The sequence below is a fragment of the Streptomyces sp. NPDC098781 genome, assembly GCF_044759995.1.
In the GTDB taxonomy this organism is placed as follows: domain Bacteria; phylum Actinomycetota; class Actinomycetes; order Streptomycetales; family Streptomycetaceae; genus Streptomyces.
Genome location: NZ_JBIWAK010000005.1, coordinates 459600 through 480096 on the forward strand (window position 1 = coordinate 459600; position 20497 = coordinate 480096).

At 70.6% G+C, this 20497-nt stretch carries 20 protein-coding genes, 1 tRNA gene and 1 pseudogene; 11 read left to right on the top strand and 11 right to left on the bottom strand.

The features are described 5' to 3' along the window. Positions 1 to 10 precede the first annotated feature (10 nt). Together ACIQWG_RS22925 and ACIQWG_RS22930 are read right to left on the bottom strand one after the other, a co-directional pair. A complete protein-coding gene (locus ACIQWG_RS22925) occupies positions 11 to 1417 on the bottom strand; it encodes a hypothetical protein (protein WP_404098755.1) in 1407 nt (468 codons plus the stop codon). A gap of 521 nt (positions 1418 to 1938) precedes the next feature. Further along, positions 1939 to 2012 (bottom strand) — tRNA-Gly (locus ACIQWG_RS22930). 530 nt (positions 2013 to 2542) lie between these two features. On the opposite strand from ACIQWG_RS22930, the gene dcd reads away from it, so the two are divergent. Together dcd and ACIQWG_RS22940 are read left to right on the top strand one after the other, a co-directional pair. Beyond that, a complete protein-coding gene (gene dcd / locus ACIQWG_RS22935) occupies positions 2543 to 3118 on the top strand; it encodes a dCTP deaminase (protein WP_030951181.1) in 576 nt (191 codons plus the stop codon). Positions 3119 to 3126: 8 nt separating this feature from the next. After that, entirely contained in the window at positions 3127 to 3642 is a 516-nt protein-coding gene (locus tag ACIQWG_RS22940) for a phosphoribosyltransferase (RefSeq protein ID WP_404098758.1), read from the top strand. A gap of 44 nt (positions 3643 to 3686) precedes the next feature. On the opposite strand, the gene ACIQWG_RS22945 is transcribed toward ACIQWG_RS22940, so the two are convergent. The 6 genes from ACIQWG_RS22945 to ACIQWG_RS22970 form a co-directional block, all read right to left on the bottom strand. After that, complete coding sequence (locus ACIQWG_RS22945) at positions 3687 to 4490, bottom strand: hypothetical protein (protein WP_404098761.1); 804 nt, start codon at positions 4488 to 4490, stop codon at positions 3687 to 3689. 201 nt (positions 4491 to 4691) lie between these two features. Beyond that, positions 4692 to 5735: a Yip1 family protein gene (locus ACIQWG_RS22950; RefSeq protein ID WP_404098764.1), complete on the bottom strand. Its 1044-nt coding sequence runs from the start codon at positions 5733 to 5735 to the stop codon at positions 4692 to 4694. Positions 5736 to 5813: 78 nt separating this feature from the next. Next, a complete protein-coding gene (locus tag ACIQWG_RS22955) occupies positions 5814 to 7259 on the bottom strand; it encodes an FG-GAP and VCBS repeat-containing protein (protein ID WP_404098767.1) in 1446 nt (481 codons plus the stop codon). 47 nt (positions 7260 to 7306) lie between these two features. Then, positions 7307 to 8713, bottom strand: a complete 1407-nt coding sequence (locus tag ACIQWG_RS22960; protein WP_404098769.1) for an FG-GAP repeat protein — start codon at positions 8711 to 8713, stop codon at positions 7307 to 7309. Between the two features lie 84 nt (positions 8714 to 8797). Continuing rightward, the gene (locus tag ACIQWG_RS22965; protein ID WP_404098771.1) at positions 8798 to 10273 is read right to left on the bottom strand and encodes a VCBS repeat-containing protein; all 1476 of its coding nucleotides are present in this window, start codon (positions 10271 to 10273) and stop codon (positions 8798 to 8800) included. Between the two features lie 265 nt (positions 10274 to 10538). Continuing rightward, positions 10539 to 11198, bottom strand: coding sequence for a DUF5701 family protein (locus ACIQWG_RS22970; protein WP_404098773.1), 660 nt, complete (start codon positions 11196 to 11198; stop codon positions 10539 to 10541). Positions 11199 to 11440: 242 nt separating this feature from the next. Here ACIQWG_RS22970 and ACIQWG_RS22975 point away from each other — a divergent pair, with 242 nt between their 5' ends. After that, the gene (locus ACIQWG_RS22975) at positions 11441 to 12046 is read left to right on the top strand and encodes a hypothetical protein (RefSeq protein ID WP_404098776.1); all 606 of its coding nucleotides are present in this window, start codon (positions 11441 to 11443) and stop codon (positions 12044 to 12046) included. Between the two features lie 9 nt (positions 12047 to 12055). On the opposite strand, the gene ACIQWG_RS22980 is transcribed toward ACIQWG_RS22975, so the two are convergent. Further along, complete coding sequence (locus ACIQWG_RS22980; protein WP_404098778.1) at positions 12056 to 13372, bottom strand: FG-GAP repeat domain-containing protein; 1317 nt, start codon at positions 13370 to 13372, stop codon at positions 12056 to 12058. A 160-nt stretch (positions 13373 to 13532) separates the two neighbouring features. Here ACIQWG_RS22980 and ACIQWG_RS22985 point away from each other — a divergent pair, with 160 nt between their 5' ends. Then, positions 13533 to 14024, top strand: coding sequence for a MarR family winged helix-turn-helix transcriptional regulator (locus tag ACIQWG_RS22985; RefSeq protein ID WP_404098779.1), 492 nt, complete (start codon positions 13533 to 13535; stop codon positions 14022 to 14024). A gap of 130 nt (positions 14025 to 14154) precedes the next feature. Here the strand turns inward: ACIQWG_RS22985 and ACIQWG_RS22990 are convergent, their stop codons facing one another. After that, positions 14155 to 14805 (bottom strand): FMN-dependent NADH-azoreductase, encoded by a 651-nt coding sequence (locus tag ACIQWG_RS22990; RefSeq protein ID WP_404098780.1) that lies wholly within the window; start codon positions 14803 to 14805, stop codon positions 14155 to 14157. A gap of 172 nt (positions 14806 to 14977) precedes the next feature. On the opposite strand from ACIQWG_RS22990, the gene ACIQWG_RS22995 reads away from it, so the two are divergent. From ACIQWG_RS22995 to ACIQWG_RS23025, 7 genes and pseudogenes are all read left to right on the top strand, one after another. Next, positions 14978 to 15646, top strand: coding sequence for a nitroreductase (locus ACIQWG_RS22995; protein ID WP_404098781.1), 669 nt, complete (start codon positions 14978 to 14980; stop codon positions 15644 to 15646). Positions 15647 to 15733: 87 nt separating this feature from the next. Continuing rightward, positions 15734 to 16462, top strand: a complete 729-nt coding sequence (locus tag ACIQWG_RS23000) for an SDR family oxidoreductase (protein WP_404098783.1) — start codon at positions 15734 to 15736, stop codon at positions 16460 to 16462. Positions 16463 to 16677: 215 nt separating this feature from the next. Continuing rightward, positions 16678 to 17607, top strand: coding sequence for a calcium-binding protein (locus ACIQWG_RS23005; protein ID WP_404098786.1), 930 nt, complete (start codon positions 16678 to 16680; stop codon positions 17605 to 17607). Between the two features lie 70 nt (positions 17608 to 17677). Further along, entirely contained in the window at positions 17678 to 18289 is a 612-nt protein-coding gene (locus tag ACIQWG_RS23010) for a Chromate resistance protein ChrB (protein WP_404098789.1), read from the top strand. 49 nt (positions 18290 to 18338) lie between these two features. Then, positions 18339 to 18988 (top strand): annotated as a pseudogene (locus ACIQWG_RS23015) (MFS transporter); the annotation flags it as partial. Positions 18989 to 19206: 218 nt separating this feature from the next. Next, entirely contained in the window at positions 19207 to 19386 is a 180-nt protein-coding gene (locus ACIQWG_RS23020; RefSeq protein WP_404098791.1) for a hypothetical protein, read from the top strand. 2 nt (positions 19387 to 19388) lie between these two features. Continuing rightward, positions 19389 to 20087: a DUF2637 domain-containing protein gene (locus ACIQWG_RS23025; RefSeq protein WP_404098793.1), complete on the top strand. Its 699-nt coding sequence runs from the start codon at positions 19389 to 19391 to the stop codon at positions 20085 to 20087. A 49-nt stretch (positions 20088 to 20136) separates the two neighbouring features. Here the strand turns inward: ACIQWG_RS23025 and ACIQWG_RS23030 are convergent, their stop codons facing one another. After that, positions 20137 to 20430, bottom strand: coding sequence for a zinc-ribbon domain-containing protein (locus tag ACIQWG_RS23030; protein WP_404098795.1), 294 nt, complete (start codon positions 20428 to 20430; stop codon positions 20137 to 20139). Between the last annotated feature and the right edge of the window lie 67 nt (positions 20431 to 20497).

Below are 20497 nucleotides of genomic sequence, written 5' to 3' on the forward strand. Positions count from 1 at the left end.
CAGCGACCTGCTATTCCCCGTCCAAATCGAGGGCCGTTCGCTCGACTGCGAGGTACGTATCTGTGGTCGCGGCCTCCAGGTATCCATCCTCGCTGGGGAGCGCAGGCTCAGGGCTGACGTCGATGAGCTGCTCCCACGTCCTGTCGCCCCCGGCTGAAAAGCCACGCCGAACGGCTACGAGGTATTCGCTCCTCTGGTCGGCCCTGAGGTGCTGCACCAGGCTTCGAGCCTCGGACACCTGCCGTGCGTATTGCCGATCACTCACCTGCCGATCTCTGTCGTCCGCCAGTTGGTGAATAGCGGGCAGCTGTACATCGAGATCTCGTGCCGACGACATCTCGCTTACGTACGGCGTGTATTCGGGGCGCATCTCGCGTGCCTGGTCAGCGATGCGACGTTCCATCCCGGCGAGTTCACGGCACGCGCCGTACAGCCGACGAGACATGCCGAGGACGAGGTCCGTTCCTGGAATCCTGCCGATCAGCATGTCCAGGCCGTCATGGTTGCGGATCGTGCCCTCAGGGGCGGATCGGCTGACCCGTCGGCGCAGGCCATCCGTCGCGGAGTCGTGCTCCAGCAGGCGCAAGGGGTCGGAGTGCTGCAGCCCCTGTCCGATCTCAGGTCTCCCGACGGGGGTGACCCTCAGCAGGTTGGGCGGTAGCGATGCCAAGGCGAAGTACGTCATCATGCGGGCTCGCGCGAGTTCCAGCAGCGTCTCGCCGCTGTCCTGATCCTGGTCGTCGGCAGCGGTCGTAGCAGCCGGCCCGGAGTCCTCGCCGCCGTTGTCCACCCTCTCGACGTCGATCATCATGAAGAGGCGCCCCTCAAGGCTCGTGCCACACAGCACCTTGTGGTGTGGAACGGGGAGCAGGGCACCCACATCCAGCTGTTTCGCTCCCTTTTTTCGGGAGGGCATGTGCAGCCGACGACTTCCCTTCGCCTCGACCAACCAGACTCCCGGATTCGTCGGGTGCGTGCCGAACAGGTCGGGCAGGCTGCGAGTCTTGGCCCAACCTGGAGCAGCTCCAGGCGGTGCTGCACTTTCCGCATGCGTCGTCGGGCCGAGCCCCATGAGAGTGCGGCAGGCCCACTCAGCCATCGTCATGCCGATGTGATAGCCGAACGCAGTGCGAGTCGAGCTTTCCGTGCCATGGGAGTAGACGGCACTAGGGATCACCTTCCGTCCCGGCCGTAGTCCTTGGTCGGTCTGCACGCTGTCGCGAACCAGGTAGGCCGACAGTGGATACCGCCGGGCCATGATCTCGCGGCGGGCCAGCCGGGGGACGGAGGCGACCCACGGGGTGATGTCGCGGCCGACGGTGGTGGTGGCGTCGAGGAGGGCACGCCACGTGGTGGTGACGAGGTAGTCCCCGTCCGGAGGGATGCTGCTCGAAGCTGGCCAGCGCTTCCGGGCCATCTCTACCTCTGGGCGCGACGGCCGTTGCGCGGGGCTCAGGGGGGAACTGCGTCTGACGAATACAGGTACGTCGAAAGCATCGGGCGCAGACATCGTGATGTCGCTCGCCCCAGGCGGAGGAAGCATCCACCCACTTTGCCATCGGGCAGAGATGCCCGATTCTGCGGTCAGGCTGGTGTGGGAGGCAGATGGAGCGGGGGCGCCCCTCATCACCAGAGTCGAGAGCTACTGGTCGGTGAGGGACTCCTGAGCGCGACGACTGCGTGAGCAGCGGCACTGGCGCACCTGACAACTGCTTCTTTGCTTACGCGACTTGGTCGACCTTTGCGCACCTTGTGACCCAGGTCGCCGAAAATGCGTCTCACAATTTGAGATCATTCGGCGCCGTGGTGTCTGAAGTGGCACTCGAAGGCCCCTCTGGACGCCCCTCGCCCTCGACTTAGGGCACGCAGAGGGCGCGCCACCCTCAAATTGGACTAGACAACAAACAAACCCCAGGCCACTGACCTGGGGTTTCATCATGGAGCGGGTGACGAGAATCGAACTCGCGCTCTCAGCTTGGGAAGCTGATGTTCTACCATTAAACTACACCCGCGTAAGACGCTCGCTCCGTGATTATCTGTGATCATCCGGCGCGGTGTCCGATCGCCCGGTCACTGTACCCCATCACCGGCCCCCGGCGCTGACGCCGTGGGGCCCGAGTGCGTTTTCGGGGGTGGATTCGGGTGCGGGGCGCCGGAGTTGGGGCGTACGGTGGAGGGGTGGGAGAGGGGCCGGGTGGGTCGGAGTGCCGCCTGGAGAGCCGTCCTTTTGATCCCGTAATGTGGGCCCTCGTCGTCGGGCGGGCAGCAGCCTGACGCGGCTCTTGGGGAAGGGACTCAGGGACTTGATGGATCGCACCCTCGTCCGTTGTGCCGACGGGCACGTGTTCAGCACCGCTTCGTTCCCGATGCAGCAGGCCGAGCGGCTCGGCCCCGGACGGCTCGTCCGATGTCCCCGCTGTGCCCGGCTCCGCAGTGCGGTGCCGGTGCAGCTCGAGAAGCAGTAGCGGGAGCGAGCGGTAGCAGCCTGGCGCGCGGGCGGCGCGATTGTCGTCGTTCCGTGCGCCTTGCGTATTCTCGGGACGTGCTTCTCTCAGACAAAGACATCCGGGCCGAGATCGACGCCGGGCGGGTACGGATCGATCCCTACGACCAGACGATGGTGCAGCCGTCCAGCATCGACGTACGGCTGGACCGGTACTTCCGGGTGTTCGAGAACCACCGGTACCCGCACATCGACCCCTCGATCGAGCAGGCGGACCTGACCCGGCTCGTGGAGCCCGAGGGTGATGAGCCGTTCATCCTGCATCCCGGGGAGTTCGTGCTGGCCTCGACGTACGAGGTCATCTCGCTGCCCGATGACCTTGCCTCGCGGCTGGAGGGGAAGAGCTCGCTCGGGCGGCTCGGGCTGGTCACGCACTCCACCGCCGGGTTCATCGACCCGGGGTTCAGCGGGCACGTCACCCTTGAGCTGTCCAACCTCGCCACGCTCCCGATCAAGCTCTGGCCCGGCATGAAGATCGGCCAGCTGTGCATGTTCCGGCTGACCTCGCCCGCCGAGTTCCCGTACGGGAGCGAGCGGTACGGATCCCGGTACCAGGGGCAGCGCGGGCCCACCGCCTCCCGGTCCTTCCAGAACTTCCATCGGACTCAGGTGTGAGCGGCGGCATGAGCGACGAACAGGTACGGGAGAACCTCACCTACGAGCGGTTCGGCGTCGCCGTCCGTGAGCTCGCGCAGACCATCGCCGACGACGGGTACGAGCCGGACGTCGTGCTCAGCATCGCCCGCGGCGGGGTCTTCGTCGCCGGCGGGCTCGCCTACGCCCTCGACTGCAAGAACCTGCACCTGGTGAACGTCGAGTTCTATACCGGTGTGGGGACCACGCTCGAAATGCCGGTCATGCTCGCTCCCGTCCCCAACGCGATCGACTTCACCGACAAGAAGGTGCTGATCGCCGACGACGTCGCCGACACCGGCAAGACCCTGAAGCTCGTCCACGACTTCTGCCTCGAACACGTCGCCGAGGTGCGGTCCGCCGTGATCTACGAGAAGTCGCACTCCCTCGTGAAGTGCGAGTACGTGTGGAAGCGCACCGACGAGTGGATCAACTTCCCGTGGAGTGTTCTGCCTCCCGTACACAAGTCGGGAGAGGCGGCCAAGGAGAACAAGGAAGCGCTCTGACCTGCCGGCCCTCCGTCTCGGATCGTCCCGGCGGGGGCCTCAGGTCATGGGGTCGGCAACGGGCCCTGCGGGTCGGGGCCGCCCCAGAAATCGGGGCCGAGTGTTTCTTTCAGCAGGGCGTACATGTTCTTGCGGAAGTGGGCCGTCACGAGCCATGGGCGGGTGAAGATGCGGATCTCCGCGACCTCGCCCGCGTCGTTGAGCGTGAAGATCTCGACGAGTTGCTGTACGTGACCGTCCACGTATTCGTCGATCACCACAGCGAATGCCGTCCGGCCCTCGACGTCGAGGACGGTACGAACCTTGAGGTCGGTGAAGCTCTGCGCCGCTGCCTTCAGGACCGGCCCTACGACAGCCTTCCCCGTCGGCTCTTCACTCAGGATCGGGGAGTAGAGGGTGACGTCCTCCGCCAGTGGCGGGACGGTCGGATGGTCCACCCAGACCGGCGTCGGCCCTTCCGGGGTATACGGCCCGGATCCGAGGTCCGGGTCGGCGAGGGCGGGGTCCGACTGCTCGATCACTTCGCGCAGAGCGGCCATGAAGGGCCACGGCCGGCCGTAGACGTCGACGGTGGCGATCTGGCCCGCGGCGTTGTTCCGGGCCAGCGCCACGATCTCTGTCTCGCGTCCGCCGGGGCTCGCGCTGTACACGACCGCCTCCACCCCGTCTCCCTTGAGCCGGACCGTCGCTTCAGGCTCGCCGAGTGCCTGCTGGTACGTAGCGAGAGCCGCCGAGACGGCGTCGCGACCGGAGATGCGGGATGCGGCGAGGGGAGTGGCGAGAGAGACGTCTTCGGCGAGCGCTGTGGGGGCCTGTCCCGACAGTGCGGCGTTCAGCTGATTCGACATCGCGTGATTCGACATTCGCGCGCTCCTCGTGCTCACGCTCAAGGCGAGCCGGAGTTTCTCGCCCACCTTCCAGCATGCGCCCGGAGCGCGGAGCGGCGCATGCGGGAGTGCAGGTGCGCCCCTTCGCCCGGGATCCGGGCGGAACGAAAGGCCCCCGGCTGCCTGTGCTGCCGGGGGCCTTCTGCGTTGCCGTGGTGACTACTAGAACGTGCCCAGCTTCACGATCGACAGCAGCGCGATCAGCTGGATCGCGCTCGCGCCCAGGGCCTTCGGCCAGGGGAGGTCGTGGGATTTGGAGACCATCAGGGTGAGCAGGGCGCCCGCTGCCACCCAGGTCGCCCAGCCGAGGGCCTGGACGAAGGTCGCGTCGCCGCCGGCGAACATGGCGAAGATCAGGCGGGGCGCGTCCGTGAGGGACATGATCAGCATCGAGAGGCCGACCGTGGGCTGCCAGGCGCCGTCGCCGCCGAGCTGACGGGCGAGGGTGTGGGTGACCACGCCCAGGACGAAGGACGAGAGCACCAGCGCCACCGCCGTCGTCAGGACGATCGGGATGGCGTTGGACAGGGTCGCGTTGATCGCGTCCTCGCGGGCGCCGTCGAAGCCGAAGACGGCGAGCAGGCCGTAGAGGAACGTCACGATCAGGGCGGTGCCCCACATCGAGTAGTCCCGCATCTGGAGGAAGGTCTGCGCGGGGGAGAAGACGATGCCGCGCAGCAGGGCCTTCCAGTGCAGGCGGGGGCCGATCGGGCCGGCCGGGGCAGAGCCCGCGTGGTACGTCTCGCCCTGGGTGTACGGGTCTTCGCCGACCGAGAACGCCTGGGTGTGGCCCGGGTTGTTGGCCGCGTACGGGTCCGCCGCGCCGGCCGGGCCCTGCGGGTAGCCGCCGTCGCCGAAGTACTCCGGCTCGCCGTGCCCGCCCTGCCCGCCGTGACCCCGGTGACCGCCATGACCGCCGGGGCCGTAACCCCCGTGGCCACCGCCGCCGTTGGGCTGCGGCCAGCCGCCCGCGGCGCCGGCCGAGCCGCCGTACGGCTGCTGCGGCGGCGGGGGATAGCCGTACGACGGCCCCTGGGGCGCCTGCTGACCGTACGGAGGTTGTTGCGGTCGCGTCTGCGGGGTGCCGTTGTTCCGGCTGCCCCGTCCGATCCTGAATCCAGCCACGTCTTCGAACGTACCTGGTCCCGGAGAGCCGCGTGCCGGGCCCTGTGGTTCGGGCCCGGCTTTGCTGCCGACCTGTGACATCCCCTAGGGGGCGCGGCGGCTTCCCTCCGGAGGGTCGGTCGGGGTTCGGCCGTACGGGGGACGCCCCGGGACGGGAGGTCAGCCGAGCATGACCTGGCCCAGCCGCAGGTATCCGGACGGCAGGCCCAGCGAGCCGGGGCCGAAGCTGGTCGCCTTGCTGGTGGTCACGCCCGACGCCGAGCCGCGCAGGCTGTAGATCGAGCCCGCCGGGTGGTTCTCGCCGTCCGCGCCGACGGAGAGGTCGGCCCGGCCGTCGCCGTTGAGGTCGGACAGGCGTACGGAGGCGCCGAAGCGGTCGGCGGACTCGGCGGTGCCGGGGACGCCGGCCGTGTTCTGGGTGAAGGACTGGGCGCCGGTCGCGGTCAGGCCGGCGGCCGAGCCGCGCAGCACGGTGACGCTGCCGGCGATCTTGGCGGTGCCGATGGTCTCGTGGATCGTGCCGACCGCCAGGTCCGCGTAGCCGTCGCGGTTGATGTCCGCGAGGGAGAGCGCGTTGCCGAACCAGTCACCTTCCTCGTCCGAGCCCGGGATGCCGGCGGTGTCCTGGTTGATCGTGGCCTGCGGCTGGGTGCGGACGCCGTTCGCGCCGCCGAGGTAGGACCTGACGGTGCCGCCGACGCTGGTCACGCCGTCGTCGCTGTACGTCGAGGTGACGACGTCGGCGTAGCCGTCGCCGTTGAGGTCGCCGACCGCCGCCAGCTCGTAGGCGCCGTTCTTGAGGAACGTCTGGCGGGTGAGGCCGGAGGCGGAGCCCAGGTAGACGAAGGTGCCGCCGTCGTAGGTCTCCGCCTGGGTGCCGCTGATGACCAGGTCGGCGGTGCCGTCGCCGTTCACGTCGCCGGCGGCGAGGCCCTGGGCGCCGTAGATGATGCCGGAGTACAGGTCGGTGGCGAGCTTGAAGCGGGACGCGGCACCGGAGGCCTTCAGGAAGCCGCCCTTGTGGATCCAGACGTCGCTGCCGGTGCTGCCGACGGCGAGGTCGGCCTTGCCGTCCCCGCTGAAGTCGCCGACGGCGAGGGACATGCCGTACTCGTCGTGGTCCGCGGGGGCCGGGTCGGGGACGACCTGGCCGCCGGACAGGCCGCTCTTGCCGCCCCAGACGATCACCACGGCGCCGGCCTCGGCGTTCTCGCCCTCGGAGCCGATCACGAGGTCCGCGTAGCCGTCCCGGTTCAGATCGCCGGAGGCGAGTGACTGGCCGAACTCGTCGCCCTGCTCGGCGGTGCCGGGGATGCCGGCCGTGTTCTGGGTGATGACCGTGCGGCGGGCCGCGCTGATGCCGTTCGCGGAGCCGTAGTTGACGACGACCGCGCCCGCGTCGGTGCTGCCGCCGACCGGGGTGTACGGCGCGGCGGTGGCGAGGTCGCGGTAGCCGTCGCCGTTGAAGTCGTCGGCGTACTTGGCGGGGGCCGCGGCGGCCGGGGCCGCGGCGGCCGGGGCCGCGGTGAGCAGCGGGGTGGCCGTCAGGGTGGCGGCGACGGTGGCCGTGGCGAGGGCCAGGGCGTGCAGGCGGGACCGGAGCATGGGGGGTTCTCCCGGGGTGGAGTGGATGCGGGGCCGCGGGCGGCGCGTCACTGGGCGATCACGGAGCCGAAGTCGTTGCCGGCCTTGACGGCGGCGGCGGTCAGGCCCTGGGCGCCGGTCGTGGTCAGGCCCGTGGCGCTGCCGCGCAGGGTCCACAGGCCGCCCGTGCCGTTCTCGCCGTCGACACCGACGATCAGGTCGGCCTTGCCGTCCTTGGTGATGTCGGTGAGGTCGACCGCGGAGCCGAAGCGGTCCCAGGTCTCGGCGGTGCCGGGGACGCCGGCGGTGTCCTGGGTGTACGACTTCGCGCCCGAGGTCCGCAGTCCGGACGCGGAGCCGAACAGCACGGTCACCGAGCCGGCCTCCGTGGCCGGGCCGAGGTCCTCGCCGGGGGCGGCCACGGCGACGTCGGCGTACTTGTCGCCGTTGATGTCGCCGGTGCTCAGGAACATGCCGAAGCCGTCGTCGGTCTCGCCGGAGCCGGGCACGTTCGCGCTGTCCTGGTGGACGACGGTCGGCGTCTGTGCGGGGTCGGGGCCGTTCGGGCCGCCGTACCAGACGGTGATCTGGCCGCCCTTGTGGCCGCCGGGCTTGACGCTGTTGGGGTCGGAGGAGTCGCCGAGGACGAGGTCGCCGTAGCCGTCGCCGTTGATGTCGGCGATGGAGCCGCCGAGTCCGTCCGCGTTCGGCAGCTCGGTGAACTTGTAGCCGCCGCCGGTCCAGCGGTAGTAGTCGACGGAGCCGCCGGCGTCGCCGTCCTCGCTGAAGGGGTAGACGCGCTCGGCCACGCGATCGCCGGTCAGGTCGCCCGCGATCACGTCGTGGGTGGTGCCGACCTCGCCGACGCGGTAGTTGCTCAGCGGTCCGCCGGAGCGGGTGAACGGGCCCAGGTACAGGCGGGTGTGGTTCTGGCCGGTGAGGGTGACGTCCATGTCGCCGTCGCCGTCGAAGTCACCGGTCGCGGCGCCCCGCGAGAAGCCGCCGTACTCGGCGAGCCCGGACGGCTGCGGCAGGCCCTTGCCGCCGGACAGGCCGGACTTGGAGCCCCACAGCACGGTGCCGGAGCCGACGCCGTCACTGTTGCCGACGGTCTCGCCGGAGGAGCCGACGACCAGGTCCGAGTAGCCGTCGCGGTCGAGGTCGGCGGCGGCGAGGGAGGACCCGAAGAGGTCGCCCGACTCGGCGGTGCCGGGCACCCCGGTGGAGTTCTGCGTGATCACGGCCCTGCGGCTCGCGGACACACCGGTCGACGAGCCGTACAGCACGACGACCGCGCCGGCGCAGGACGCGGAGCCGACGTCGGTGCACACGGCGGCGGTGGCGACATCGCGGTAGCCGTCGCCGTTGAAGTCACCGGCGAGGCCGGAGGGAGCGGCCGTGGCGCCGGGCGCCGGGAGTGCGGTGAGCAGGCCGGTGGTGAGAGCCGCGGCGAGGAGAAGGGGGCGCTTGCGCAAGCTGGGTGCTCCGGTCGAGGAGGGGGCCGGGCCCGTGGAGGGACGGGCCCGGCCGGTCGAAGGGCGGATTGAGGCGTACGTGGCTCAGTCGGCGAAGTTGGCGCCGAAGTACGGCGTGCCCGTCGTCGAGACGCCCGAGGTGCTCGGGGCGATGGAACGGGAGCCGGTGGTGCTGATCTTCGAGCCGTCGGAGGGCAGGTAGGTGACCCCGCCGTTGCCGTCGTTCTCGGCGGAGCCGGCGATCAGGTCGGCCTTGCCGTCGCCGGTGACGTCGTCCAGCTTGAGGTCGATGCCGAACATGTCGTCGTTCTCGTCGTTGCCGGGGACGCCCGCGCTGGACTGCGCGAAGGACTGTGCGCCCGAGGTGGTGTTCAGGCCGCTCGCGGTGCCGTACAGGATCGTGACGGCACCGGTGTTCACGGCGCTGCCGATGTTCTCGCCGGCCACGCCGACGGCGAGGTCGAGGTACTGGTCGCCGTTGATGTCGCCGAGGTCGAGCTCGTAGCCGAACCAGTCGTTGGTCTCGGAGGCGCCGGGGACGTTGCCGGTGTCCTGGGTGATGCCGGTGGCCGAGCCGGGGCCGGACGCGGTGCCGTACGTCACCCAGACCTTGCCGCCCTTGGCGGCGTCCGGGACGGAGGTGCCGTCCTCGGTGGTGGCGTTCCACGAGGCGCCGCTGACGATGTCGCCGTAGCCGTCGTGGTCGATGTCGCCGATCGCGGTGATCACGCCGGGCTTGAGGGGCTGGACACCGGACGTGGCCAGGCCGCTCGCGGAGCCGGGGATGAAGTAGTTCTTGTTCCAGCCGTACTGGGTCTGGTTCTCGAAGCCGTCGACGACCAGGTCGGTGCGGCCGTCGCCGTTGACGTCGCCGGCGGTCAGGTTCAGCGGGCCGCTCAGCTCCGTGCCCACGATCGGGGGCTTGACGGTGTAACGGCCGCCCGGGACGCCGGAGGCGGAGAAGCCGCCCTTGAGGACGTACAGGGTGGCGTTGTTGCTGCCGACGGCCAGGTCGGCCTTGCCGTCGCCGTCGAAGTCGCCGGCGGCGAGGTTCTTGCCCCAGCGGTCGTGCGCGGTCGGGGCCGGGTCGGCGACGGTGACGCCCTTGCCGGTGATGCCGGCGGCCGAGCCCCACAGGATGGCCAGGCCGCCGCCGTCGGCGTCGCTGCCGACGTCCTCGCCGGAGGCGCCCACGGCGATGTCGTCGTAGCCGTCGCCGTTGAAGTCGGCGAAGGCGGTGTCGTAGCCGAAGCGGTCCCCGGCCTCGGCGGTGCCGGGGACGCCGGTGGAGTTCTGGCTGAGCGTGTGGCGCTTGGCGGAGGAGACGCCGGTGGCGGTGCCGTACAGGACGACGAGCTGGCCGGCTTCCTTCTTGCCGCTGACGTAGGCGCCGTCGGCGGAGAAGGCCACGTCGCCCCGGCCGTCGCCGTTGAAGTCGGCGTGCGGGACGGTGGCCGAGTCGGCGGCGCTCGCCGTCGAGGCGGCGAAGGTGAGCAGACCGCCCGTCAGCGCGGCCGCGGTGGCCGTGGCGAGGGCGAGTCGCAGGTGGTGCGTGTGCATGCGGGTTCTCCTGCGGCATGCGGGGATGCCTGGCGGGCATCCGCAGTCAATGGGGTGCGACCGTGGGTGTTCGCCGGCAGTTGTCCTCGGGTTCACCTTGCGGTCGGCGATCAGGAGACTCGCGATGGGGCGGAAGGGTTGTACGTGAGTTCGGTAATTCTTCGGGGCGCCGGGGACGAGCCCCCGGCGCCCTCGCTCGTCCTACGGGTCTACGGGTCTACGGGCCTACGGGTCTACGGGTCTACGGGTCTACGGGTCTACGGGCCTACGGCCTGCGACCGGTGGTCGAGGCGAAGCCCAGCCAGGTGTGCCGGTTGCCCCACCAGCACCAGCCGATCTTCGGTGCGTCGCGCCGCTCGCGGCCGTCGCGCCCCGTGCCGTTGCTGATCCAGATCGCCGGGGTGCGGGCGTCCAGGGTGCCGTTCGCCTTGCGCAGCCGGGAGCCGATCGTCATGAAGCAGCGGTTGCGTTCCAGGGCGGCCGGCTGCTGGAGCACCCACTGGAGGCCCTCGGTGAGCACCAGCGGGCTGCGCTCGTCCTCGGTGAGCGCGGGCAGCGCCTCTTCCGGGCTCCAGTTGGCCATGTGGTCGCCGCGGTCGACGCCGGTGACGACGTAGAAGGGCGCGTCGGGCAGTTCCACGGCGTGGGGCGCGAAGTCGTCGACGTCGGCCATGTCGACGACGACGAAGCCGGGCTTGTCGGCACGGCGGAGCAGCGGCGCGAGGGCGGAGGCGGGGACGCGGTCGGGGTGCACGGCGAGCAGGCCGGGGGCATCGCCTCGCTCGGCGTCCTCGGCGTAGGCGCGCACTTCGTCGGCCGGTGTCCCGGCGAGGTCGTGCACGCCGAGCGCGATCAGGTGCTCCGCCTGGGAGGTGAGCGACGGGAGCGGGGGCAGGTCGGTGTGCTGTGGCGACGTATCGGGCAAAGCGCTCCTCGGATCGGCGGGTGGCCTTTCGGCAGGTGACCTGAGACCAACGCGGCGCCCGGCCGCGAGGTTCCCGGCGCCACCCCGGGTGCGGGCCCGAGTCGTGCGGATCAGGTCGTCTTCGCATGGATTCCGTGACCTGCGCACGGTTCCCGCACGGGGCCATGGCATCATCCGGCCCGTTCGGCGATCGGCGATCAGGTGCCGATGCGTGCGCGAAACGCGAAGCGGGGAGGACCTGCGTGGAGGAGGAACAGGGCTTCGACGGCCCGGTGGCCTGGGACACGCCGGGGACGCGAAGCGCCCTCCACCGTTGGACGGCGTGGAACCTGGCCAAGTCCCTCGGCTGGGTGGCCCTTTGGTGGGCCGCGCTGTACGTCACGGTGGTGCTGTTGCCGGTGGCCGCCGTGGTGCCCATGGTGCTCGTCCTGTGCGCGATCACCTTCGTGGCGAGCGGGGCCCTCGGCCGCCTCGCCCAGGGGGTGCGGATCCGGCGCGTCCTCACCGTCTACCCCTGGCGTCAACTGCCGGGCGCCGTACGGGCCGACAAGGGCAGCGCCGTGTTCGTACTGCCCGACCCCGACCATCCGGACAAGACGGTCTCCCTGAGGTCGAAAGCCTGGCTGCTGAGGTCCTGGACCGCTGAGGCGCTCAAGGACTACGACGAGGAACTCTGGTACGCGGGTGACCCCCGCTTCGCCTGTGTGCTGGCCAAGCCCGTCCCGCGCGGTCTGTTCTGCCTCACCCAGCCCACCGCCTACGACTGGCGTACCTCCCCCCGCCGCAAGGGCCTCAGCCCCGAGGCCCGCCGCCGTGCCCGGGCCATCGGCGCGCGTGTCGCCGACTGACGCCGCCCGTCAGCGCGCGGCCAGGAACTCCGACGTCGAGAAGGTGACCGACGGCTCCGCCGCCACCAGCCCCTTCTCCGCCCCCGGATACACCGTCACCGTGTCCTTCGTCTCGCCGACATAGGTGCGCACGACGAGGTCCGCCCGCTCGTCCCCGTCGAAGTCGCCGGTCGACACCACACGGCTGGTGCCGCGCGCGGGCGGCTGGACGGTGACCATGCCCGCCGTCGCGAGTCCCGCCTTACGGCCGGGGAAGATCCGCAACTGCGAGCCGCTGGAGAGGAGTTCGCTCAGGCCGTCGCCGTCGAAGTCGGCCGCGTCGAGCATCGAGCCGGGGGAGTCGAGGGTTCCGCGCACGGCGGCGGTCGGGAGGTCGTAGCGCAGGGACGTTTCGCCCATGGCGCCGATCGCCGCGTCCAGGGCCTGCTCGCCCTTGCCGAAGGTGCCGAGGGCCACGTCGATACCGGCGGGGAGGGCGACTCCGGTGCGGGTGGGGCCGGTCGGGCCGCCGAGGACGACCGCCGAGGTGCCCGCGCCCTGCGTCGTACGGACCACCAGGTCGTCGTATCCGTCGTCGTCGACGTCGGCCGCGGGGCCGGTGGGGACGTTGCCGGGCGACTGGATGGGGGCGCCGGCCGTGCGCGGGGTGCCCTTGCGGCTGAACGGGCCGTGCAGGAAGCTCAGTCGGCCGCCCGACGCGTGGACGACCAGGTCCTGCGCGTCATCCCCGTCGAAGTCGCCGCAGACCGGCTGGTCGGGCCAGTCGTTGCCGTAGCGGGCGCGGTCCGGGACCGCCAGCTTGACCGCCTTGCCGGCCAGGCCCTTCGGCGAGCCGAACAGGATCTGCAACGGCACCGGGGGCCGCCCCTGGCCGTCGTAGGGCGGGTCGGTCGAGACCACGAGGTCCGTGAAGCCGTCGCCGTCCAGGTCGCAGGTCGCCTCCGCGTCGAAGACGGCCGGGAGCTGCCCCTTGGTCGGGACCCCCTGCCGCTCGGGGCTGAGCAACTGCCGTGCGCCCGGGGCGAGTCCGCGCTCACCGCCGTACACGATGCCGATCCCGGCGTCGTCCGCGTGGGCCTGGGCCTTCACCAGGTCGTTGAGTACGAGGTCGCGGTGGCCGTCACCGTTGAAGTCGTCCGGGGTCTTGCTGCCCTTGCCCTGCGGCACGGGGAGCCGCGCCGGGGCGTCGGCCACCTGGACGGGGGTCTGGCGGGCCGGCTCGGCGTCGTCGTGCCGGGTGGGGCCGCAGGCGGCGACCGCGAGGGCGAGGACTCCGAGGGTCCCGGTCAGGGCCGCCGTACACTTCCCGCTTCTTCGCGCGCGCACCGCTCACCTCGTCAGCATCTGGGGCAACAACCTGGCAATGATGCACGCGTTCGAGTGAGGGTGACAGACCTGTGCGCGGAGTATCGGCCGATGCCGTAAGTGTCATATTTGGTTTCAATTGATACCGTATCGAGTGATCGAACAGCGGTAACCTGGCCCCATGACCGCCGACGTCCCGCACGAAACCAGCAGCTCGCGGGCGACCGACCGCCCTGGCGACCAGTCGCCCTTCGCGCTCGGCCTGCTGCTGCGCCGGGCGCACTGGCGCGCGCAGACCGTGATGACCGAGGCGCTGCGGCCGCTCGGCATCGAGCTGCGGCACTTCTCCGTGCTGATCGTGCTGGTCAACCGTGGGCCCACGGTGCAACGCGACCTGGCCGCGGCCACGGGGACGGACAAGGCGGGAATCATGCGGGTCGTGGACGACCTGGAGCGCAAGGGGCTGGCCGTGCGCAAGGCCGTGCCCGGGGACCGGCGGGTGCGGGCGGTGGAGATCACGCCGCAGGGCATGGAGCTCTTCGACGCGGCCCATGTGGCCGCCGAACCGCAGGCCCGGCGTCTGGTCGCCGGGCTCGCTCCGGGCGAGGACGCGCAACTGGTGGACCTGCTGACCCGGTTCGCCCATCCCGCGGAGGACGAGGGCGCCGTCTGACGTCCGGGGACGAGGACGCCGTGTGACGTCCGGGGACGAGGACGCCGTGTGACGTCCGGGGGGTGGGGCGTCACACGGCGTCCGGCATGGTGTCGGCACGGCGTCCGGCATGGTGTCCGGCCGGGGGGGGTTACGCCGCGAGGCGCTCCGCGACCTCCTTGGCCTTGGTGGCGGCGTCCTCGAACGCGCGCTTGCGGGAGGCCTCGTAGAGCGGGATCAGCTCGGACATGGCCGGGTTGCGGGGCGCCATGGTGAGCTCCGGGACTATGAAGTCGAGGTCCATCCCGAGGGTGCGCCCGATGACGGCCTCCAGGTAGTTGCGCACGAACTCGAAGCCCTCGCGCGGGGTGCCCGGCGCGTAGGAGCCGCCGCGGCTGGCGATGACGGTGACCGGGGTGCCCTGGACCGAGGGGCTCTCGCCCGCCGTGCGGCCGAGCAGGAGGACGTTGTCCAGCCATGCCTTGAGGGTCGAGGGGATCGAGAAGTTGTGCATGGGGGCGCCGATCAGGACCGCGTCCGCCTGCTCCAGTTCCTCGATCAGCCGTAGGCGGGCGGCGAACGCGGCGGCCTGCTCCGGGCTGTGCTCGGCCGGGTCGGTGTAGCCGGCGGACCAGGCGGCGGCGGTGATGTGCGGGACGGGGTCGGCCGCGAGGTCGCGGTGGATCACCGTGCCTCGCGGGTGCTGCTCCTGCCAGGCCGTACGGAAGGCGGCCGCCACCGAACGGGACGAGGACGCCTCGCCGGGGAGCACGGACGAGTCGATGTGCAGCAGGGTGGCCATGCGCTTTCTCCAAGGGGCCGTGCCCAGGGCGGGAGCCGAGGGCGGTGTCTTGTACTCGACCACAGTTTAGCTTGAGAAAGTATCGAATGATACCGTCGCGAGTGCAACGGAAATAAGTGTGCTTGAGCGAGCGCGCCGACCGAGCGCGCCGAGCGAACGGAGGCAGGCGATCTTGGACGTCTACGAAGCGGTCACGAGCCGACGGGCGGTGCGCGGGTTCACCGACCGGCCCGTTCCGAGGGAGGTGCTGCGACGTGTCCTGTCCGCCGCGGCCTGGGCGCCGTCGGCGTCCAACCTCCAGCCGTGGCGTGCCTACGTGGTGACCGGCAGACCGCTGGCCGAGCTGAAGACGCACGCCGGGGAGCGCGTGGCGTCGGGCGAGCCCTGGGACGAGGCCGAGTACGAGCAGTACCCGCATGGTCTGAAGTCCCCCTACCGCGAACGCCGCAACGCCTTCGGCGAGCACCGCTACGGCGGGCTCGGCATCCCGCGTGAGGACCTGGAGGCGCGCCAGCGGGCGGCTGCCGCGAACTGGGACTGTTTCGGCGCGCCGGCCGCGCTGTTCTGCTACATCGACCGCTGTATGGGTCCGGCCCAGTGGTCCGACGTCGGCATGTATCTCCAGACGGTCATGTTGCTGCTGCGTGCCGAGGGGCTGCACAGCTGTGCGCAGATGGCGTGGGCGAAGTACCACAAGTCGGTGGCCGAGGTGCTGTCACCGCCGGACGACCTCATGCTCTTCTGCGGCATGTCGATCGGGTTCGAGGACGCGGCCGCCCGCGAGGCGCGTATCGGCCGGGCTCCACTGGACGAGACGGTCACGGTCGTCGACGGTGGCTGAGGACCGCACAGCGCGCGCCCGTTCCCGACGGGCCCACATAGTGGTACGTAAGCCACTTTCCACAACTCCACCGGCGAAAGGCATCTCATGAAGTTCGCGGTCATCGGCGGAACCGGCCTCATCGGCTCGCAGGTCGTCGCCCATCTCAACTCCGCCGGGCACGAGGCGGTGCCGCACTCACTGTCCACCGGCGTCGACGTCATCACCGGACAGGGGGTGGAAGAGGCGGTGGCGGGAGCCGACGTCGTGGTCAACCTGACGAACTCGCCGACGTTCGACGAAGCGTCCCCCGCGTTCTTCCGGACCTCGATGGAGAACCTGCTGGCGGCGTCCGCGAAGAGCGGCGTCGGCCACTTCGTCATCCTCTCCATCGTCGGCGTCGACCAGGTCCCGCAGCTGGACTACTACAAGGCCAAGGCGCTCCAGGAGGAACTCCTCGCGGCCGGGCCCGTGCCGTACTCGATCGTCCGGGCGACGCAGTTCATGGAGTTCATCGACTCCGTCCTGTCCTGGACCGCCGACGGCGACACGGTCCGGCTGCCCGCCACGCCGGTCCAGCCGATCGCCGCGAAGGACGTGGCGGCGGGAGTGGCGGAGGTCGCCGCGGGCGAGCCCCTCAACGGCATCCACGCCATCGGCGGACCCGAGATCTTCAACCTCGACGAACTGGGCCGGATCACCCTGTCCCACAAGGGCGACAGCCGTACGGTCGTCACCGATCCCACGGCCGGAATGTTCGCGGTCGTCAACGGAGACGTCCTCACGGACAAGGGGGCGCACCTCGCGCCCACCCGCTATTCCGACTGGCTCTCCTGACCCCGCGCCGCAGTGTGAATTCCTGGCGACACCTGGCCGAAGGCCAGGTGTCGTCGCGTGCTCGGAAGGAACGATCACCGCTGGTCAGCAGGTGTCGGCGGGCCCTGTGCCGGCGGCTGACCGCCCGTCGCCGTACGAATGCGAACGCAACCCCGCGCATACACCGCGAGTCACATGTGGTTGTTGACACCACTTGTTCCTCACGGAGGTATGTCATGTCCTTGCGCCCCATACGCACCGTCCGTCCCGTCGGCCCCAGGGGCTTACGAGCCGCCTCGGCCCTCACCCTGGCCCTCGGCGCGGCCCTGACCGCGTCGGCGGCACTGCCCGTGGTGGCGGCCGCCGCGACATCGTCGGCCACCGCGACGGCCGGTGCCTCCGGCGGGACCATCGAATACCGGGCCGCGTCCGGCCAGGCCAACAAGGCCGTCGTCACCGCCACGGCGAGCGAGGGCCTGTCGCACATCACGTACGTCATCGACGACGTGGTCGCGATCACCGTGGGAACCGGCTGCGCCCACCCCGACAGCGCGGACCTCACCAAGGTCTCCTGCACGATCGAGACCCGGGACAGCCAGGACCCGTACGCCACCCTGACCGTGGCACTCGGCGACGGCAACGACGCCTTCACCTACCGCAACGACACCGACCAGGCCTACTACATGGTCTCCGCCGACCTGGGCGCCGGAAAGGACACCTCGACCCACGCCGGCAGCGTCGACGGCGGCTCGGTCAAGGGCGGCACGGGCGACGACACCCTCACGGTGGGCACCGCCGGCGTGGCCCTCGGCGGGGACGGCAACGACGAGATCCACGGCGCGGACGGAACCATCGCGCTCGGCGAGAACGGTGCCGACCGGATCTACTCCTACGGCGACGAGAGCGACGCGGACGGCGGCGCGGGCAACGATGTCCTCCTCGGCGGCGCCGGCCGGCAGCGCCTGAACGGCGGAGACGGCAACGACACCGTGCGGGGCGGTACCGGAGACGACTTCCTGTACGGCGGTCCGGGCGCCGACGTCCTGTACGGCAACAGCGGCAACGACACGATCTACGGCAACAGCGGCAACGACAAGCTGTACGGCGGCCCGGGCACGGACACCCTCTCGGGCGGACCCGGCACGGACGTCGAGCGCCAGGACTGACCGTTCCCGCATCGATCCCCGGATACCGGACGAGGCCCGCTCGGATGTAACGGCTGCTACATTTTGAGGTGTGACCGAGCTCCAGGACGACGAGGGCGGCGACGCGCGCGACGAGACGCGCTGGATCGTCCTCGTCGTCCGGCTCCCGGCCCAACCCTCCCGGCACCGCGTCGCCGTCTGGCGCGAACTGCGGAAGATCGGCGCGCTCTCGCTCGGGCAGGGCGTGTGGGCCGTACCGGACGTACCGGTGTTCACCGACGGCGTCGGCCGGGCGCTGGAGCTGACCGAGCGAGCCGGCGGCGAGGCGGTGTCGCTCGCGGCGACCGGGCGTGGGGCGCAGGACGGGCGGCGGCTGCGGGCCATGTTCACGGCCGCGCGCTCCGCCGACTGGACCGAGTTCCTCGCCGACTGCGGCAAGTTCGAGACGGAACTGGCCAAGGAGGTCCGCATCGCCAAGTTCACCCTCGCCGAGCTGGAGGAGGAGGAACAGTCTCTGGAGCGGCTGCGCCGCTGGCACCGCGACCTGACGGCGAGGGACGTCTTCGGCGCCCCCGAGGCCCGGCCGGCCGGTGAGCGCCTCAAGGCCTGCGTGACCGCCTGCGAGGACTACGCCGAGCGCGTCTTCGCCGCCCTGCACCAGGTACCGGAGCCGCGGGCGTCGGAGGAGGGGACGGGCCGATGACCGCGCCGGCGCCCCCGCAGGCCGCTCCGGCGCCTTCGGTGCGCACGGCATCGCCGCCAACCTCGGAGGTCACTCCGACGACGCCGTGACCTCCCTGCTCGTGCTCGGCGGGCTCGTCGCCTTCGCCGCCGGCTCCGCCGCCTAGTCGTCGCCGACAGCCCTGGCCGGCTGTGGGCCGCACGGCTCGGCCACGGCGCCGCCTCCGCGTTCTCGCCGTCCGCCTCCGCGCTGGTCGCCCGGCTGAACCCGGCCGCCAAGCACGGACGGGCGTTCGGCAGCTACGGCTTCCCCAAGTCCGTCGGCTACACCCTCGGCCCCCTGCTCGGCGGCGTCCTGGTGTGGGCCGGCGGTCTGCGGCTGCTGTTCGTCGTCCTGGCGGCGCTCGGTCTGGGGGTCGCGCTCTGGGCCGTCGTAGCCGTCCCTCACGTACCGCCCCTTCCCAAGCAACGGCAGACGGTGCTGGACCTGGCCCGGCGGCTGGCCGACCCGGCGTTCCTGCGCCCTACCGCGGCCCTGACCGCGGCGACCGCCGCCCTCTCCGTCGGTGTCGGCTTCCTGCCGGTCTCCGGCGCCGCCGCAGGACTCGGCACCGTCGCGACCCGCGCGGCGGTCTCGGTGCTCGCGGCCTGCGCGGCCGTCGCACAGCCGAAGGCGGGGCGGGCCCTGGACGACGGCCGGCTCACCACCCGCACCCCACTCGGCTTCGCCGCCCGCCCTCGCCCGGTTGATCGCCACCGGCGAGTGTCGGCGTCGGTGGCCACCCGGCGTCGGTGGCCACCCGGACCCTTGGGCCGTTTCATAGATATTCTGAATTTCGACGTCCGGACCCTGTCGATGGATATTCCAGATAATCACCGTTGACGCATATTCCCCCGAATGCCAGATGTCCTGCCCCGCGCGGCACTCGTTATGTGGGCGTGACTTGGCAGGAAAAACACGCAGCCGATGCTCTTTCGCTCGGGTCGCTTCAGGTATCTGATCAGACTGCTGCGGAAAGCATCACCCAGTGCTCTGATCTGCTTGAGGATTTCCTGAAAACCATCAGCCGGATGGAGCGTGAATATATTCGTGCGGCGATGGAAGGGGAACAGTTCTAGAAATGAGGATCGACTATGACGCGGTAGGCGAGCAGCCTCATTACGCCCAGCAGCTGGACATGCAGAACCTCTGGCAGGCGCCGGACCAGGTGATCACGCCGGAAGGCTGGGACCTGGACCAGGAGCTGGCGCAGATGCTGGGTGCCACGCCCGTCGTCGCGGAGCCCGTCCCGCCCCGGCAGGACACGGACCGGCCGCCTCCGCCGCAGCCCCGCCCGGTCCATCGCAAGCGCCCGCAGCCCGGCGCGCACGGTCTCACCCGAAATCCGAGGTTCCTCACCGTCTCGATCCTGGTCACACTCATCACCCTGTGCGCAGTGACGATGCTCACCTGGTCCATTTCGTATTCATACGATCAGCTGCGTTCCATCGCGCTGCTCGTGGTCTCGCCGAAGCTGGCCCACTGGTGGCCGCTGACGGTGTACGGGCCGTGGCTGCTGGCGGGACTTTCCATCCTGCGGGCGTCCGTTCAGCGCCGGACCGCCCGGCGGTCCTGGGCCGTCATGTTCGTCTCCTCCGGCGTCGCCGTCGCCCTGTGCATCGGACAGTCCGCGGATTCCATGCTGGCGATGGTGATCGTCGGAATTCCGCCGATCACCGCCCTGGTCTGCTTTCGCGAGCTTGTCGGCCAGTTCTCGTCGCGCCCCGGCCCGAAGCACGCCGCCGACACCATGAACGGCCCCAGGCAGCCGAAGCCGTAGGCCCCCGCCGGGGGTTCCGGAACTCCCGGCCGACCGGGCCGGGACCGGGTCAGGAGTGGTACGGCTGCTGAGGCTGTCCGTACGGCTGCTGACCACCGGGGCCCCCGGCGGTGGCCTGCGCCTGGAGCTGCGTGGCCTGCTCCTGGCTGACCTTCTGCTCCGCGCCGCAGAAGGTGCACTGCGTCGCGTACTTGGTCGAGATCGGGAACAGCGGCACGAAGAACAGCGTGAACTTCGTGACGCGCTTCCTCAGGGTGTGGGCCGCGGGGTTGCCGCACTGGCCACACACCAGCGTGAGTATCGCGAGCTGGTACAGATAGCCCTTGGTGCCGAAAATGATCACGCTTCGGTCCTCTCCGATCAGTTCCTGCCTCCAGCCTGCCGTACGACGACGCCCCCTGTCCCGCGTG